A 15307-nucleotide genomic window follows, 5' to 3' on the forward strand; every position below is an offset into this window, starting at 1 on the left:
TATTGTTAGCGCCTTGAAATTTGAAATGCCGAATAACCTATATATCTGCTTCCACAGGCAAATGATTTCTCTCTTTTAAAAATGCGATAATTTTATCAACACAGGCGTCAATCGAGAGTTGGTCCGAGTCAACGACCAATTCTGGACGTTCCGGCTCCTCATAAGGAGAACTGATTCCGGTAAAATTACTGATCTCACCTGTACGCGCCTTTTTATAGAGCCCTTTCGGATCACGGTCTTCACAGGCTTCCAAAGCGCACCGGACATAAATCTCAACAAATTCATTTTCCTCCACCAGAGCACGCACCCTATTCCGGTCTTCTGCAAAAGGAGAAATAAATGCGGTACAAACAATGAAACCAGCATCGATAAACAGCTTTGCCACTTCTCCTATCCGCCGAATATTCTCTTTTCGGTCTTCTTCGCTAAAACCAAGCCCTTGATTTAACCCGTGCCGGACATTATCCCCATCGAGCACATAACTATTTAAACCTTGCTCAAACAGCCGGTGCTCCAAGGCGTTTGCTAATGTTGACTTCCCGGCTCCTGAAAGTCCGGTAAACCACAAAATACAACTTCCATGCCCGTTTCGCTGCTGCCGGTCTTTTTTCTGTACTGCTGTATCATGCCACACGATATGTTCTGCTTCCTGTTTCAAATCAGCACCCACCTTTTTTATTCTTATATGTTTACTCTGTTTTAAATGTGTTAAATTCCTCCGCCTTCGTCATACGTCGAGCGGCGTTCTGCGCGAGTTGACAAATATAGACTATAGAAACCTACTGTCGCAATGAAAACGGACGTGATCACAAAGAGTGAATAGTAATCAGCCTGCTTGAATAGAAGAATGAGTCCATAAGACATCACCAGCGAAAAAACAGGGGAAACGATCCACACCTTGATAATTTGCTTGATAATGCTCTGCTGCCACATATGAAACCCTTTCTCTGCTGTGCCAATCCCGACGATAGCAGAGGTGGTTATTTGTGTCAGCGGCACCGGCAAGCCAAACACAGATGCTGTTATTACCAGACTCCCTCCAGTTAAGGAAACCGCACTTCCTTGCAGCAGGGAAAGCTGCGTAATTTTTTTCCCGTTTGTTTCCATCACGCGTCCGCCCAGCAGTACCGCTCCAAGTGATACAAAGATTCCCCCGAGCAAGACAGCCGTGGTCACATCCAACAATCCAACGCCTACTAATGGACCGACGGCATTGGCAACATTATTCATTCCAGCGGCATAAGCCTCGATACAGCCGGCAGCGATAAGTAAGAAAGCTAGCGGTTTTCTCCACTTTCCGGTACCAGTCAAGTCTTTCCAGCGATTTTCTGCGTAGCGTATCCATTTGCCAAAAATCAAACCGATAAAAAAAGCGATAAATGGAGTGATAAGCCAGAAGGAAACAATCACAAGCAGCCAATCCCAGAACAGAGACTGGTAGGCCACACCTACACCGACAATTGCACCCACGACTACTTCACTCGTAGACAATGGAATGCCAAGCATATTCGCAATAAATAAAGTCAAGCAGGCAGCGCCTAATACAATGACAACAATTTCTATATCCAGCACCTCACCAGGAACAATTCCTTGACCAATTGTCCGAACGACTTCCCCTCCAGATAATGCGCCTAACAACGCGAAAACACCGACTAGAATCATGGCAACACGTTTTTTAGGAATTGCGCCGCTTCCATAGGCTGGCCCCATAGAGGCAACTGTCCCACTGGCTCCGATGTTCATTGCAAAGAATAAAGCAATTATAAAGGCAACAGCTATCAGCATGATGCCACACCTCTCTCCCTCTTCCCTAGGCTACGCACTACGCATTCACTTTTTTCTTCATTCCCCGGATAAGCACCTCAACAACTTCTTTCCGACTGAATTCAGGAGGAGGAGTAATTCCATTGCTTAACATCTCCCGTACTTTTGTTCCGGACAAAATGACATGATCTTCTTTATCATGCGGGCATGTTTTCGTGGATGCCATATTTCCACATGCTTTGCAATAAAAACTATGCTCAAAAAAGAGCGGTCTGATGCCAAGTTCTGCTTCCGTAAAATTTCGAAAAATCAATTGAGCGTCATAAGTTCCATAATAATCCCCAACCCCTGCATGATCACGCCCGACAATGAAATGGGTACATCCATAATTTTTACGCACTAGTGCATGAAATATGGCTTCTCTTGGTCCGGCATATCGCATTGCAGCTGGAAATACAGCGAGAAATACCCGATCATGCGGATAATATTTTGCTAAGAGAGCTTCATAACTCTCCATTCTTACGTTAGCTGGGATATCGTCTGCTTTGGTTTCTCCGACGAGGGGGTTTAAGAACAACCCATCAACAATTTCTAACGCTGCCTTCTGAATATATTCATGTGCACGATGAACAGGATTCCTTGTTTGAAAGCCAACGACTTGCTTCCAGCCCAGCTTGTCAAACTGTGCTCTTGTTTCCTTTGGATCAAGGTAGTACGTTTCAAAACGGTCGCGCTTTACCCGTTTTATTAAAGTGATTGGTCCAGCTACATAGTAATCCGGGCGCGCAAACAGCTTCTTTACTCCTGGATGATTATTATCTGCTGTTTGATATACCTGTTCTGCTTCTGCCAGTTTATTCGGTTCATATACTTCCTTGACGTCTATCACGCCATAAACTTCATTGTTGTAGATAAGCTTTGCTGGTTTTCCAATTTCCAGCGCATCTGCAGCCTCTTCTGTTACAGGTAAAGTGATTGGGATACTCCAGGCCGTGCCATCAGCTAAACGCATATTTCTTACGACTGTCCCATAATCTGCTTTCCCCATAAAACCTGTTAAAGGACTGAACGCCCCAATACCGATTAGTTCTAAGTCTGAAAGCGCAAAGGAATCTAATTCCAGTTCCTGTGTAATCCCTTTGGTATCGTAGTCCGGTTCATACCGTTGAATCAATGTGCCTCCATGTGGCGTAATTGTTGACATAAAGTTTACCTCCAATAATCATCAAATTCTTCTTATCTGTCTTGATGCAAACCGCATTCTGTTTTGTTTGTATTCGCCCATCTGCCGCTTCTTGTATCTTCTCCATTTAAAACAGCCTTTGTGCAATAGGCACAGCCAATACTTGGATAATTCTTATCATGAAGTTCATTGTAAGGCAGCTGGTGCAATTTGATATACATCCAAATTTCTTCTTCCGTCCAATGAATCAAAGGACAAATTTTGGTAGATTGAAAGCGCCGGTCTTGATTGACAAATTGGGTATTGGCTCTTGTCGGCGATTGCTCCCGCCGTAAACCAGATATCCAAGCGGTGTATTTATTTAATTCCTGCTCTAAAGGAACCAGCTTGCGGATTTTACAACAGAGATCCGGATTTACCTTCCATAACGCAGGACCGTGAGCTTCCGCCTGTTCTTCCGGTGTCAGTTCGGGTTTAACCATCTCAATCTTCAGGGTTGGATAACGTTGCTTCACTCGGTCAATTAATTCATACGTTTCTTTAAAATGAAAATCTGTATCTAAAAAAACAATGACCGCATCCTTTTTCACCTTATGAATCATATCGATTAATACGATCCCTTCAGCCCCAAAGCTGCAAGCATAAACAATCTCATCGCCATACGTTTGATACGCCCATTTTAGAATCTCGAGACTATCCTTCTTCTCAAGCTTCTGATTAATCGCTTCATAATCCTCGATTACTGCCTGCTGATAAGTTATCTTCATTTTTTCTCACACCCTATTCCGCTAAAGACAACGCCTGACCATTAAAAAAAGGCGCCGCTCCTCCAGAATTTCTTCTTGGAGTGAACGCCGCCTCTAGTTGTCTAGTCAGCAGTGTCACTTTATTTTGATTTTACTTCAATCGAACCTTTTCATTTTTCTCCAATTGAATGACTTTTCCATCTTGAACGACAAGCGTAATTGTACCATAATTCAAACCTTCTAATAATTCCTTCACCTTTGAACACAAATCGTTAACTTCTTGTTTTTTCGTCACGTTTGCTTCCTCCCCATCATTTTTAATTCTTGAGGAAGTTTAATCCCTTGTATTTTGATAAGATTTATTAGTTTAGTAGTATTCTATCCAGAAATTCATCTTTTGTCAATCATTCTATAAAATTTTTAACAAAATAAACAAAAAATTTAATCATAACACTTTAATTCTTTGGAAATTGAAATGCAAGAACTTTAAAAGAGGATATGGCCTATGGAGTAAAAAATGGAGGTTCTGGTCTATTAAAATTTATTTCTTCTCGCAGACAGTTAATCAAACACCCATCCCTTATGATTTAATGGATGGGTAGTAAGGTTTCATTTTATGTTATATCTTGCGCTTTGGTTCGAGCGTCTCGCAATCATTCATAATCGTTTGATAAAAAGGTGATTATAATTTAATTGGAGGATGCTGTCGCTTTCTCCCGACTATTCGAAGTATTTAATACAACCACTCCGCTTATGATTAATATTATACCTATTATCTTAAGAACACTTAAAACTTCACCCCATAACGCAATACTTACAAATAAAGTTAATACAGTACCTGCCCCAGACCAAATCGCATAAGCCAGACTTAATGGCATTGTCTTAAGTGTTAAACCTAAGCAGAAAAAGGAAACGCCGTATCCAACAATTGCTCCGATAGCGGGAAGCAATACCGTGAATCCATCCGATACCTTCAACAAAGTTGTCGCAAATACCTCTCCTAAAATTGATATCGTCAAAAAGATATACGCTCTCATTACTAATCCGTCCTTTTTTAATTAATGTGTTCCACCTAGATTTAAGATAATAACTCCCCCAATGATTAAACTTAGCCCTAAAATTTTTTTACTGTTGAAGCCTTCTTTTGTATATGATAATTCCTACTAAAGCAGTAAGAGCTGTTCCTAATCCTGCCCAAATCGCATAAGCCGTTCCAAGTGGAATCGCCTTTAATGATAAAGATAGCATATAAAACGCCACTGCATAACCAATCACTATTCCAAAGGTGGGCAGTATTTTTTTAAATCCATTCGATGCTTTAAGCATGGAACTCCCAAATACTTCGCCAATGATTGCTATTATTAATAGTAAGTATCCATTCATGATTATCCCTCGCATTTTTTCATTTTCATTCATTGTTGAATAATGTTGTCTACCTCAAGGAGCAGCATGCAACTTGAATGATATCAACTATTTAAACTCAGATGCTGTTTTTTTGCTTGATAGGATGCATAATCTCTCCTAATTTTTGCAAACATTATTATTGTACCCTCTGGATGATTTCTTTTGCAATCCATAAACGCTATGTAAAAGAGGCTGAAAAACAAGTGTTTCTTATCCCGCAAATGCCAAACTTCATCTATGCGAATACGCGCTTCAGAAATATATGCCGCTTTGTGGCAGTTCCCGTTATCAATAGTTTGTCAAACATAGATTTTTTGGTGAAGAACCTATTTTGAATAGCCAAAGATTTTTTATGACACACTAAAAAAGTGACTTCCGCAGAAGCCACTTTTTTAATCCAGCCAGTTTGTTATCCAGCTTTTTAAAGTATTAACCGATAGAACCTTCCATTTCGAATGAGATAAGTCTGTTCATCTCAACAGCATATTCCATTGGAAGCTCTTTTGTAAATGGTTCGATGAAGCCCATAACGATCATTTCTGTTGCTTCTTCTTCTGTTAAGCCGCGGCTCATTAGATAGAAAAGCTGTTCCTCAGATACTTTAGAAACTTTTGCTTCGTGTTCCAAGGAAATGTTATCGTTAAGGATTTCGTTATAAGGAATTGTATCTGATGTTGACTCGTTATCCATAATAAGTGTATCACACTCAATATTTGCACGAGCGCCATCTGCTTTACGTCCAAAGTGTACTAAACCGCGGTAGGATACTTTCCCGCCTTGTTTAGAAATTGATTTAGAAACAATGGTGGAAGACGTATTTGGAGCCAAGTGATGCATTTTCGCACCTGCGTCTTGCAATTGCCCTTTTCCTGCTAAAGCGATAGAAAGTGTATTTCCGCGTGCACCTTCTCCTTTTAGAAGGATAGCTGGATATTTCATTGTTAATTTAGAACCAATGTTTCCGTCAATCCATTCCATGGTTGCATTCGCATCACAAGTTGCACGTTTTGTAACCAAGTTATATACGTTGTTAGCCCAGTTTTGAATGGTTGTATAACGGCAATAGCCATCTTTCTTAACAATAATTTCTACAACTGCACTGTGAAGCGAGTTTGTTGTATATACCGGCGCTGTACAACCTTCTACATAGTGTACAGATGCTTCTTCATCTACAATAATAAGGGTACGTTCAAATTGTCCCATATTTTCTGAGTTAATACGGAAGTAAGCCTGTAATGGTGTCGTTGCTTTTACGCCTTTCGGTACGTAGATAAACGATCCTCCAGACCATACTGCTGAGTTTAATGCAGCAAACTTATTGTCTGAATAAGGGATAACTGTTCCGAAATATTCTTTGAACAATTCTTCGTTTTCTTTTAGGGCAGTATCTGTATCTTTAAAGACGATACCAAGATCTTTAAGATCTTCTTTTAAGCTATGGTAAACAACCTCTGATTCATACTGGGCTGAAACACCAGCAAGATATTTTTGCTCTGCTTCTGGAATACCTAATTTATCAAAAGTCTGCTTGATTTCGTCAGGTACTTCATCCCACGTTCTACCTTGTTTTTCAGAAGGTTTTACATAATAAACAATTTCGTCAAAATCTAAACCAGAAAGATCTCCGCCCCATTGCGGCATTGGACGATTATAGAAATGCTCTAATGCTTTCAAACGATAATCAAGCATCCATTGTGGCTCTTCCTTCATTTTAGATATTTCTTTAACAACATTTGGCGTTAATCCTTTTTCTGTACGGAAAATAGATACGTCTTTATCATGAAATCCGTATTTATACTCTTCGATTTCCGGCATATTTTTTGCCATTGTTAATAACCTCCTTCTGACAGCATTAAAGCTTCTGTCTTATTCGTTGTGGACACCCTTTTCCATTGCTTTCCAAGCGAGTGTCGCACATTTAATTCGTGCAGGGAACTTGGAAACTCCTTGAAGTGCTTCAATATCTCCCATTTCTTCCGAATCAATCTCTTCGCCCAACATCATCTTTGAAAAATCTTCCGACATATGAAGCGCTTCTTCCACTTCCATTCCCTTAATTGCCTGTGTCATCATTGATGCGGATGCCATACTAATCGAACAACCTTCTCCTTGGAATTTTGCATCCTTTACAATGCCATCTTGTACATCTAATTGTAACTGAATGCGGTCTCCACAGGTTGGATTGTTCATATCCACAGTCACAGATTCTTTCTCCAGACTTCCTCTGTTACGCGGATTTTTATAATGGTCCATAATAACTTGTCTGTAAAGTGTATCGAGGTTATTCAAAGCCATTCCCAAAATACTCCTTTGTCTTTAATAGCCCAGCTACTAAAAGGTCAATATCCTCTTTGGTATTATAGAGATAAAAACTAGCTCTTGCTGTTGCTGTTACATCCAGCCATTTCATCAAGGGCTGTGCACAATGATGACCTGCTCGAACAGCGATTCCTTCCGCATCAAGAACAGTCGCTGTATCATGCGGATGGACATCATCTAAATTAAAGGTAACCAGACCTGCTCGTTTCTTCGGTCCATAAATCTGGATACCATCAATTGTCTGCATCTGCTCTAACGCATAAGCTGCCAGCTCTGTTTCATAAGCTAATATCTCATCTTGCCCGATTTCATGAAGAAAGTCGATTGCTGCTGCCAGTCCAATCGCCCCCGCGATGATTGGTGTACCACCTTCAAATTTCCAAGGAAGTTCCTTCCACGTGGAATCGTATAGATTTACAAAGTCAATCATCTCGCCGCCAAATTCGATCGGCTCCATGTTTTCTAAAAGTTCCTGTTTCCCGTAAAGTACGCCAATACCTGTCGGGGCACACATTTTATGACCAGAGAAAGCATAAAAATCACAATTGATAGCCTGTACGTCCACCTTCATATGCGGAGCACCCTGCGCACCATCTACAACCATAATAGCATTATGCTGATGTGCAATTTCCGTTATTTCTTTAATTGGATTAATTGTTCCCAGGACATTGGATACATGCGCGACAGCAACAATTTTTGTTTTTTCGTTAACCGTGTTTTTGACATCTTCCAGCGAAATCGTACCATCTTCTTGTAATGGCAAATATACTAAACGAGCTCCAGTCGCTTTAGCAACTTGCTGCCAAGGAATCAAATTACTATGGTGCTCCATTGGCGTAATCACTATTTCATCCTCAGGGCCAACATTTTCTTTTGCATAGCTGCTTGCTACCAAGTTAAGTGCTGCTGTTGTGCCTCGGGTAAAGATAATTTCTTTTGTGCTTGTTGCATTGATAAATTCCCGAACTTTCTCGCGCGCCCCTTCATACTGATCCGTTGCTCTTGAACCAAGCGTGTGCACGCCGCGGTGAACATTTGAATTATTATATTTATAATAATCACTCACCGCTTCGATCACCTGGATCGGTTTTTGTGAAGTTGCGGAAGAATCCAAGTATACTAAGGGATGCCCATTTACTTCCTGCTGAAGAATAGGAAATTGTTCCTTAATGGCTTTGACGTCAATGGATTTGACACCCATTAATTAACTTTCCTTTCAATTACTTGTGTTAATTGCTTACGAACAGACTCAATTGGAATTTGAGATACAACTGGATCTAAGAATCCGTGAATAACCAGACGTTCTGCTTCTTCACGCTCTAATCCTCTGCTCATAAGGTAGTACATTTGCAATGGATCCACACGGCCGACAGAAGCTGCGTGGCCTGCTGTTACATCATCTTCATCAATAAGAAGGATTGGATTGGCATCTCCACGAGATTTTTCACTTAGCATTAATACGCGAGATTCTTGCTCAGAGTTCGATTTTGTACCGCCATGTTCAATTTTACCGATAGCGTTAAAGATAGTGGTAGCTGCACCTTTCATAACACCGCGCTGTAAAATATAAGCATCTGTTTGTTTTCCAAACTGACGAATACTTGATGTGAAGTTTTGTGTTTGTTTTCCACGTCCGACAGAAACAGCTTTTGCTTCTGAGTTTGCATTATCGCCTAATAGATACGTAATGTTTTCCGAAACCGTATTTCCATCGTTCATTTGACCAAGTGCCCAGTTAATTTGTGCGTCCCGTTTAGCAACTCCGCGGCGGTTCATGTACGTTGTTGTTCCTGCTGCAAAGTTATCAACTGCACCATAAGCAACTTGTGCATTCTCGTGAGCAAATACTTCTGTTACAAGATTAGCAACAGTTTCTTCTGTATCATTATGAGAAATATAGTTTTCTACATATGTTAGAGAGCTGCCTTCTTCTGCGACAACAAGAACGTGATTCAATAATGCACTATCTGCATCTTCATGCCAGAAGATTGCTTGAAGCGGTTCTTCGATTTGTACATTCTTAGGAACATAAACGAATACGCCGCCGTTCATAAGTGCAGCATGAAGCGCTGTTAAACGGTTCTGGTCAACTGCAACAGCATCATTCATATAGTATTTTTCGACAAGGTCACTATGCTCATTGATTGCTGTGAATATATCTGTAAAAATAACACCTTTATCTTGAAGATCCTGAGCGAGACTATTATAAGCCGCAGTTTGGTTACGTTGGATATATAGATTCTCCATATTGGTATCTTCATCAAAATATGCTTTTAATTGTTCAGGTAATTCATCAAGAGAAGCAATTTTATCTGCTTCTTTATAGACATGTTGGAAATCTGTGAAATTCCAGTTTGCAATTTTTGTTTTATCCGGTTTTGGCATTTCTAGTGAATCTGCCATTTCCAAAGCTTTTGAACGAAGCGTAGCCATCCAGCCGGGTTCATTACGGTCTTTGGAAAATGCTTGAATATACTCTTGATTGAATGGAAGCTTTGTCTCTACAGTCATGTTATCCCTCCTTACTTTACGCGTTTTGTTCTGCAGTTTCTTCGTCTTCAATTCCTAGTTCTTCTTTAATCCATTCGTATCCTTCTGCTTCAAGACGTTTTGCAAGTTCTGGACCACCAGATTTTACAACTTTCCCTTGCATCATCACGTGTACGAAGTCAGGCGTAATGTAGTTTAATAGACGTTGATAGTGTGTAATAATTAAGCAGCCAAAGTCATCAGAACGCATTTTGTTGATTCCTTTTGATACTACTTTTAATGCATCGATATCCAGTCCAGAGTCAATTTCATCAAGGATAGCGATTTCTGGTTGTAATTGCATTAATTGAAGGATTTCGTTACGTTTTTTCTCCCCGCCTGAGAATCCTTCGTTCAGGTAACGAGTTGCCATATTTTGATCTATATCAAGGTAGTCTAAATCTTGGTCTAATTTTTTGATGAATTTCATTAAAGGAATTTCATCACCTTCTTCACGGCGTGCATTGATTGCAGAACGTAAGAAATCAGAAGTTGTTACACCGCTAATTTCACTTGGGTACTGCATTGCTAAAAATAGACCAGCGCGAGCACGTTCGTCTACTTCCATTTCCAATACATCTTCCCCGTCAAGTGTGATTGTTCCTTCTGTAACTTCATATTTTGGATGTCCCATAATAGCAGAGGCTAATGTGGATTTACCTGTACCGTTTGGTCCCATGATTGCATGGAATTCTCCACCTTTAATCGTTAGGTCTACCCCTTTTAATATCTCTTTGTCTTCAATGGATACATGAAGATTCTTAATTTCTAATACTGAGCCTGACATAAATCATACCTCCAAAACTTTATTTTAAATGAAATGAATAGTATATCCATTCTCAATTTATTCTCATTACAATCTTAAAGCATTTCAAATTAATTCGCAACTGTTATTGTTCGTCTTTAACATGTGTTGAAATATGGCTTGAAGCAAGATTTTTTTAGACGTTTCCAACTTAATTTTGTAAAAAAAGGAAAATTTAATTTAATATTACTTCTTATGACTCTTCCACAATATCTTTGGCAGACCATGGAATGTCCTGATTCCTTTTTCCGGCCTAGTCAGTTTCATTGCCATATCTATCTCCTAAAATTAATCGTTGTTCGCAGGCATGGCAGCTTCCTTCGCATTTGAAACCATCCATCTGACTAAAGATTGCATCAGCCGTTTTCGCACTTTAAAAAGCTGATGTCGTTTGACACCAGCTCCTATTTCACTTATTTAATACGGTTAAATTCTATTCCCGATGTGACCATTTTTGCGTCTTGATATTCCTTTTCCCTTTGTTTTTCCACGTTTAATTTCTTTTCAAAGCTTCTGCGATACTCTTCGTAGTTAACACCTCTTGATTTTCCAATCCCTTTTTCCATCTCCGAAGTGTAGTTTAAACTATTCTCAGTGGGAATAATGAATCATCCTTTCAATTTGTTTAACACATTTATTATGTTAACACAAGTATAATTCCCGCTCAAAACCGATTTAAACGTTTATTTTCGGAAAAGTGATGGATTATCGGACTTCACGATAGAATAAAGTCCCAGATGCTTATAATTCTTCTTAAATACTCGTTATTTTGCATCTGTTGGGGTTGGAATAACTGCTCCCTCATAGTTTTCTAGCATAAAATCTTGCATTTCTTGTGATTGTAACACCTCAACTAATTTATTTAATGCTTCATTATCTTTATCCTCGGAACGAACAGCAATGACATTCACATAATCAGATTCGTCTCCTTCAATGAAGAGCGCATCTTCAAGCGGATTTAAACCCGCCCCAATGGCAAAGTTCGTATTGATAACTACTAAAGAATCCTCTTCCGCGTTATAGATATCAGGTGTAACTTCTGGAGCAACATCTGGGTGGAAAGATAAATCTTTTGGATTTTCTACAATATCATCTATTGTTGCCGCTACTTTATCCACATTTTCATCCAAAGTAATTAATCCATTAGCTTCAAATAAAGATAAAATACGGCCTTGGTCTGACACAGAATTACTAAGAACAACTTCTGTTCCGTCTGGAATATCCTCTATGTTTTTAATCCCTTTTGAGTACACGCCCATTGGCTCTACGTGAATACCGCCAATAGATTCAATCTCATATCCAGCATCTTTTACTGTCTGATCGAGAAACGGCTGGTGTTGGAAAAAGTTCGCATCAATTCTTTCGCCTTCTAAATCGTCATTAGGTAAAACATAATCTTCGTATTGCTCAATTTCTAATGTAATTCCTTCTTCTTCCAATAAAGGTTTTGCTTCTTCCAGGATTTCTGAGTGAGGAACACTGGAGGCACCTACTGTAATTTTTGTGGATTGGTCAGCATCTCCATTATCAGCATCATCTGAAGACGCATCATTTCCTCCACATGCTGCTAGTAATAAGATAATGCTCGCTACAGCTAAAAACCAAAGTTTCTTCATGTAATTACTCCCCTTTTTTTCTAATTATTATGTGAATCAAGAATTTCTTGAATGCCACCTCATTAACGTTTATCTATTTTCCTTGTAATAGCATCCCCAATAAATTGGAATATAAATACGATTAGTACGATAATCACTGTGCAAGCAAAAACAACGTCCCAGCTTTTTCGCTGGAATCCAAAATAATATGCATAATTTCCTAATCCGCCAGCTCCGATAGCCCCTGCCATCGCGGTATAACCAATCAAAGCGATAGCTGTGACAGTTAAGCCGGAAACAAGTGCAGGCTTGGACTCAGGAAGCAAGACTTTAAAGATAATGGTACTTGCTTTTGCTCCCATCGCTTTTGCAGCTTCTACTACTCCTTTATCTACTTCCTTCAAGGCAATTTCAACTAGTCTTGCATAGAATGGAGCAGATCCTAAAATTAATGCCGGCAAAGCTGCGTTGGGACCGCGTATCGTTCCTACTACTAAATTGGTAAATGGGAACAATAATAAAATTAATATGATAAAGGGAATCGCGCGAAACACATTTACAAAAACGGCAACGATAAAGTTAATTGGCCGATTTGCCCAGAAATTCCCTTTCGAAGTTAAAAACAACAGTAACCCTAAAAGTAAACCAAGGATCGTTGTTCCTACCATCGCAATCGCGGTCATATAAAGCGTTTCATAGGATGCTTCGACTAAATCCTCTGCTGCTAAGTTTGGAAATAATTCCTCAAGCATGTTGAATTACCTCCAATTCAATGGCATTCTGTTTCTCTAAATATTGGATAGCTTGCTCCTGCTGATTTCCTATCAGTTGAACGATTAACGTTCCGTAGCTTCCAACCTGTGTCTGTGTAATTTTTCCTTGCAGAATATTAATATGAATATCCAGATCTTTTGCCAGCTGACTGATGACTGTTTGATTAGCGCTTTCTCCTAAAAATTGAATTCGTAACAAGGCGCCTTCTTGATATTTTTCTTTCATCGCAGTAATGTCTTCCTCTTCATCTGAACCTGTCAGCTGTTCTACAAACTTCTTGGTAACAGGCTGCTTCGGACTGGTAAATACATCAATCACTTCGCCTTCTTCTACGACCTTCCCTTGCTCCATCACGGCTACTCGATTACAAATTTTACGTATAACGTGCATCTCATGAGTGATTAAGATAATGGTTAATCCTAATTTCTCGTTAATATCTTGTAGTAAACGCAAGATTTGATTTGTTGTTTCTGGATCAAGGGCGGAAGTTGCTTCATCACAAAGCAATACCTTTGGAGAGTTAGCTAAAGCTCTCGCAATTCCAACCCGCTGTTTTTGTCCACCACTCAGCTGGGCAGGATAAGCATTTTCCTTGCCGGCTAGTCCAACTAAATCAATTAATTCCAGGACGCGTTTTCTGCGTTTGCTTTTCTCTACACCGGCAATTTCAAGAGGAAATTCAATATTTTCAGCAACCGTTCGAGACCAAAGCAAATTAAAATGCTGGAAGACCATGCCGATATCTTGTCTGGCGATTCGCAGATCATTTTTAGATAAAGAGGTAATGACTTGATCACCTATTTTCACCGTACCGCCTGTGGGCTCCTCCAAACGATTGATAAGCCGCACGAATGTACTTTTCCCAGCGCCGCTGTAACCTATTACGCCGTATATGTCTCCATCTTCTACTGTAAGATTGATATTATCTACAGCAATAACATCTTTTTTATTTAAAGGAAAAACCTTCCTTAATCCTTCAATGGATATCAATTTTTTCACTCCTATGTGTATACCACCATGTTTTCTTATTCCGCAATTTATACTACCATTTTTTTCTACTCCCAAAACAGAACTAAAAAACGCCTTTCTGCTAGAGAACAGAAAGACGCCACAAAACATAATATATCGTCCATTGTCCTCTCATCTTTCAAATTGCTTGCAGGAGTTGGCACCTTTTCAATAACTGAAGGTTGCCGCGGTTTCAAAGGGCCAGTCCCTCCACCGCTCTAGATAAGAGTTTTCATATTTTATTAATCAAGTGTCCTTATAGTAGCATGCGATCGGGTGCATTGTCAATAAAGGCATGCTAAAAGCACTCACTTTTACGTACCATAAACAGCCTAATTCATGGATGCAAATAATTCTGGTTTATACTTCATTAAATATTGATAAATATTCGCTGTAGACTGGAATGTATATACTTTTTCTATCATTTGTCCATCTTCCATAAAGGCAAGACACGGGACACTCTCCACTTTGTGATTTTGCATAAATTCCGGGTGCATGGAAGCATTCATCTCTGTAAAAATAATCTCTTGCTGCATTCTTTCCACATTTTCAAGCATAGCACGGGCTACAGAACAAGTTCCGCAAAACGGTGTATAAATATATAGTATAAAGCGGTCATTATTTATTTCTGTTTCGTTAAACTGTTTCAAGGTCTTTCCCTCTTTCTACTTTCCATGAATATTAGAAGGAATGAACTGCCTCCTATCCTTTCTTCATTTTAACGTTTTTCTTTACCACTTTGCAAGATAATTAAGGTCAATTCCAATTCGCTTTCCTGCCAAGATACTCGCCAACGTTTTCATTGGTGTAGCAGCCACTTCTCGAAACTCGCTGCTGATATAAATATGCTCGGCGTGCGGTAATTCCTTTGACAACTGTTTTCGAAGTTTTATTCCGGAATCGTCCTCATCTACCAGAATAAATACATCCGTGTCATCCAAATGATAGCATTCTAACAGTTCTTCAAATTTTTCTACGCCAATGGTTCCGTTCGTACAAACAATGGTGATGGTATTATCGTCCAGGATTTTTTCAATATGCCTTTTATCAGATAACCCTTCAACGATTATGACCGAGTTGTAATCATCTTCCATCATCGTTTTGCACTCCTTATCGCAACTAAAATGCTTTTTTCTATAGTATATGAAAAGAAAAGAGCAAACTATACACGATTGTGGAA

General features: G+C 39.5%; 17 protein-coding genes, 1 pseudogene and 1 riboswitch. All 18 genes and pseudogenes read right to left on the reverse strand.

Annotated features, from left to right (window positions below; all coding sequences use genetic code 11):
- Positions 1 to 37: 37 nt before the first annotated feature.
- Positions 38 to 658, reverse strand: coding sequence for an adenylyl-sulfate kinase (gene cysC, locus KI343_RS11235; protein WP_244856890.1), 621 nt, complete (start codon positions 656 to 658; stop codon positions 38 to 40).
- Positions 659 to 708: 50 nt separating this feature from the next.
- A complete protein-coding gene (locus KI343_RS11240; RefSeq protein ID WP_280530133.1) occupies positions 709 to 1785 on the reverse strand; it encodes a sulfate permease in 1077 nt (358 codons plus the stop codon).
- A gap of 37 nt (positions 1786 to 1822) precedes the next feature.
- Positions 1823 to 2968 carry a sulfate adenylyltransferase gene (gene sat / locus KI343_RS11245; RefSeq protein WP_212926514.1) on the reverse strand — a complete coding sequence of 382 codons (1146 nt, stop codon included), beginning with the start codon at positions 2966 to 2968 and terminating at the stop codon, positions 1823 to 1825.
- A gap of 32 nt (positions 2969 to 3000) precedes the next feature.
- On the reverse strand, positions 3001 to 3714 hold the full coding sequence (locus KI343_RS11250; RefSeq protein ID WP_212926515.1) for a phosphoadenylyl-sulfate reductase: 714 nt from the start codon (positions 3712 to 3714) through the stop codon (positions 3001 to 3003).
- Positions 3715 to 3844: 130 nt separating this feature from the next.
- Positions 3845 to 3961, reverse strand: coding sequence for a YezD family protein (locus KI343_RS11255; protein WP_374705432.1), 117 nt, complete (start codon positions 3959 to 3961; stop codon positions 3845 to 3847).
- 421 nt (positions 3962 to 4382) lie between these two features.
- The gene (locus KI343_RS11260; protein ID WP_212926517.1) at positions 4383 to 4730 is read right to left on the reverse strand and encodes a DMT family transporter; all 348 of its coding nucleotides are present in this window, start codon (positions 4728 to 4730) and stop codon (positions 4383 to 4385) included.
- 21 nt (positions 4731 to 4751) lie between these two features.
- Positions 4752 to 5076 (reverse strand): annotated as a pseudogene (locus tag KI343_RS11265) (DMT family transporter).
- A gap of 450 nt (positions 5077 to 5526) precedes the next feature.
- On the reverse strand, positions 5527 to 6924 hold the full coding sequence (gene sufB, locus KI343_RS11270) for a Fe-S cluster assembly protein SufB (RefSeq protein ID WP_212926518.1): 1398 nt from the start codon (positions 6922 to 6924) through the stop codon (positions 5527 to 5529).
- Between the two features lie 39 nt (positions 6925 to 6963).
- Entirely contained in the window at positions 6964 to 7392 is a 429-nt protein-coding gene (gene sufU / locus KI343_RS11275) for a Fe-S cluster assembly sulfur transfer protein SufU (protein ID WP_212926519.1), read from the reverse strand.
- Positions 7379 to 8602 (reverse strand): cysteine desulfurase, encoded by a 1224-nt coding sequence (locus tag KI343_RS11280; RefSeq protein WP_212926558.1) that lies wholly within the window; start codon positions 8600 to 8602, stop codon positions 7379 to 7381. Before KI343_RS11280 ends, sufU begins: the two co-directional genes overlap by 14 nt.
- A 14-nt stretch (positions 8603 to 8616) precedes the next feature.
- Complete coding sequence (gene sufD / locus KI343_RS11285; RefSeq protein WP_212926520.1) at positions 8617 to 9927, reverse strand: Fe-S cluster assembly protein SufD; 1311 nt, start codon at positions 9925 to 9927, stop codon at positions 8617 to 8619.
- Positions 9928 to 9943: 16 nt separating this feature from the next.
- On the reverse strand, positions 9944 to 10732 hold the full coding sequence (gene sufC / locus KI343_RS11290; RefSeq protein ID WP_212926521.1) for a Fe-S cluster assembly ATPase SufC: 789 nt from the start codon (positions 10730 to 10732) through the stop codon (positions 9944 to 9946).
- A gap of 431 nt (positions 10733 to 11163) precedes the next feature.
- Positions 11164 to 11316, reverse strand: coding sequence for a YuzK family famiily protein (locus KI343_RS20710; RefSeq protein ID WP_483874250.1), 153 nt, complete (start codon positions 11314 to 11316; stop codon positions 11164 to 11166).
- A gap of 198 nt (positions 11317 to 11514) precedes the next feature.
- Positions 11515 to 12366: a MetQ/NlpA family ABC transporter substrate-binding protein gene (locus tag KI343_RS11295; protein WP_212926522.1), complete on the reverse strand. Its 852-nt coding sequence runs from the start codon at positions 12364 to 12366 to the stop codon at positions 11515 to 11517.
- Between the two features lie 62 nt (positions 12367 to 12428).
- A complete protein-coding gene (locus tag KI343_RS11300; RefSeq protein ID WP_212926523.1) occupies positions 12429 to 13097 on the reverse strand; it encodes a methionine ABC transporter permease in 669 nt (222 codons plus the stop codon).
- Entirely contained in the window at positions 13090 to 14109 is a 1020-nt protein-coding gene (locus KI343_RS11305; RefSeq protein ID WP_212926524.1) for a methionine ABC transporter ATP-binding protein, read from the reverse strand. The genes KI343_RS11300 and KI343_RS11305 overlap by 8 nt, the downstream gene beginning before the upstream one ends.
- A gap of 147 nt (positions 14110 to 14256) precedes the next feature.
- Positions 14257 to 14356, reverse strand: a riboswitch (SAM riboswitch).
- 103 nt (positions 14357 to 14459) lie between these two features.
- Positions 14460 to 14777: a thioredoxin family protein gene (locus tag KI343_RS11310; RefSeq protein WP_212926525.1), complete on the reverse strand. Its 318-nt coding sequence runs from the start codon at positions 14775 to 14777 to the stop codon at positions 14460 to 14462.
- Positions 14778 to 14858: 81 nt separating this feature from the next.
- Positions 14859 to 15224, reverse strand: a complete 366-nt coding sequence (locus tag KI343_RS11315) for a toprim domain-containing protein (RefSeq protein WP_212926526.1) — start codon at positions 15222 to 15224, stop codon at positions 14859 to 14861.
- Positions 15225 to 15307 lie beyond the last annotated feature (83 nt).

It is taken from the genome of Oceanobacillus sp. J11TS1 (genome assembly GCF_018333215.1).
GTDB lineage: Bacteria > Bacillota > Bacilli > Bacillales > Amphibacillaceae > Oceanobacillus.

Excerpts from the sequence above, each read along its gene's own strand:
- KI343_RS11295 (WP_212926522.1), bottom strand. The coding sequence starts at position 12,366 with ATGAAGAAACTTTGGTTTTTAGCTGTAGCGAGCATTATCTTATTACTA.
- sufC (WP_212926521.1), bottom strand. The coding sequence starts at position 10,732 with ATGTCAGGCTCAGTATTAGAAATTAAGAATCTTCATGTATCCATTGAA.
- KI343_RS11250 (WP_212926515.1), bottom strand. The coding sequence starts at position 3,714 with ATGAAGATAACTTATCAGCAGGCAGTAATCGAGGATTATGAAGCGATT.
- sat (WP_212926514.1), bottom strand. The coding sequence starts at position 2,968 with ATGTCAACAATTACGCCACATGGAGGCACATTGATTCAACGGTATGAA.
- sufD (WP_212926520.1), bottom strand. The coding sequence starts at position 9,927 with ATGACTGTAGAGACAAAGCTTCCATTCAATCAAGAGTATATTCAAGCA.
- KI343_RS20710 (WP_483874250.1), bottom strand. The coding sequence starts at position 11,316 with ATGGAAAAAGGGATTGGAAAATCAAGAGGTGTTAACTACGAAGAGTAT.
- KI343_RS11315 (WP_212926526.1), bottom strand. The coding sequence starts at position 15,224 with ATGATGGAAGATGATTACAACTCGGTCATAATCGTTGAAGGGTTATCT.
- KI343_RS11240 (WP_280530133.1), bottom strand. The coding sequence starts at position 1,785 with ATGCTGATAGCTGTTGCCTTTATAATTGCTTTATTCTTTGCAATGAAC.
- sufB (WP_212926518.1), bottom strand. The coding sequence starts at position 6,924 with ATGGCAAAAAATATGCCGGAAATCGAAGAGTATAAATACGGATTTCAT.
- KI343_RS11260 (WP_212926517.1), bottom strand. The coding sequence starts at position 4,730 with ATGAGAGCGTATATCTTTTTGACGATATCAATTTTAGGAGAGGTATTT.
- sufU (WP_212926519.1), bottom strand. The coding sequence starts at position 7,392 with ATGGCTTTGAATAACCTCGATACACTTTACAGACAAGTTATTATGGAC.
- KI343_RS11300 (WP_212926523.1), bottom strand. The coding sequence starts at position 13,097 with ATGCTTGAGGAATTATTTCCAAACTTAGCAGCAGAGGATTTAGTCGAA.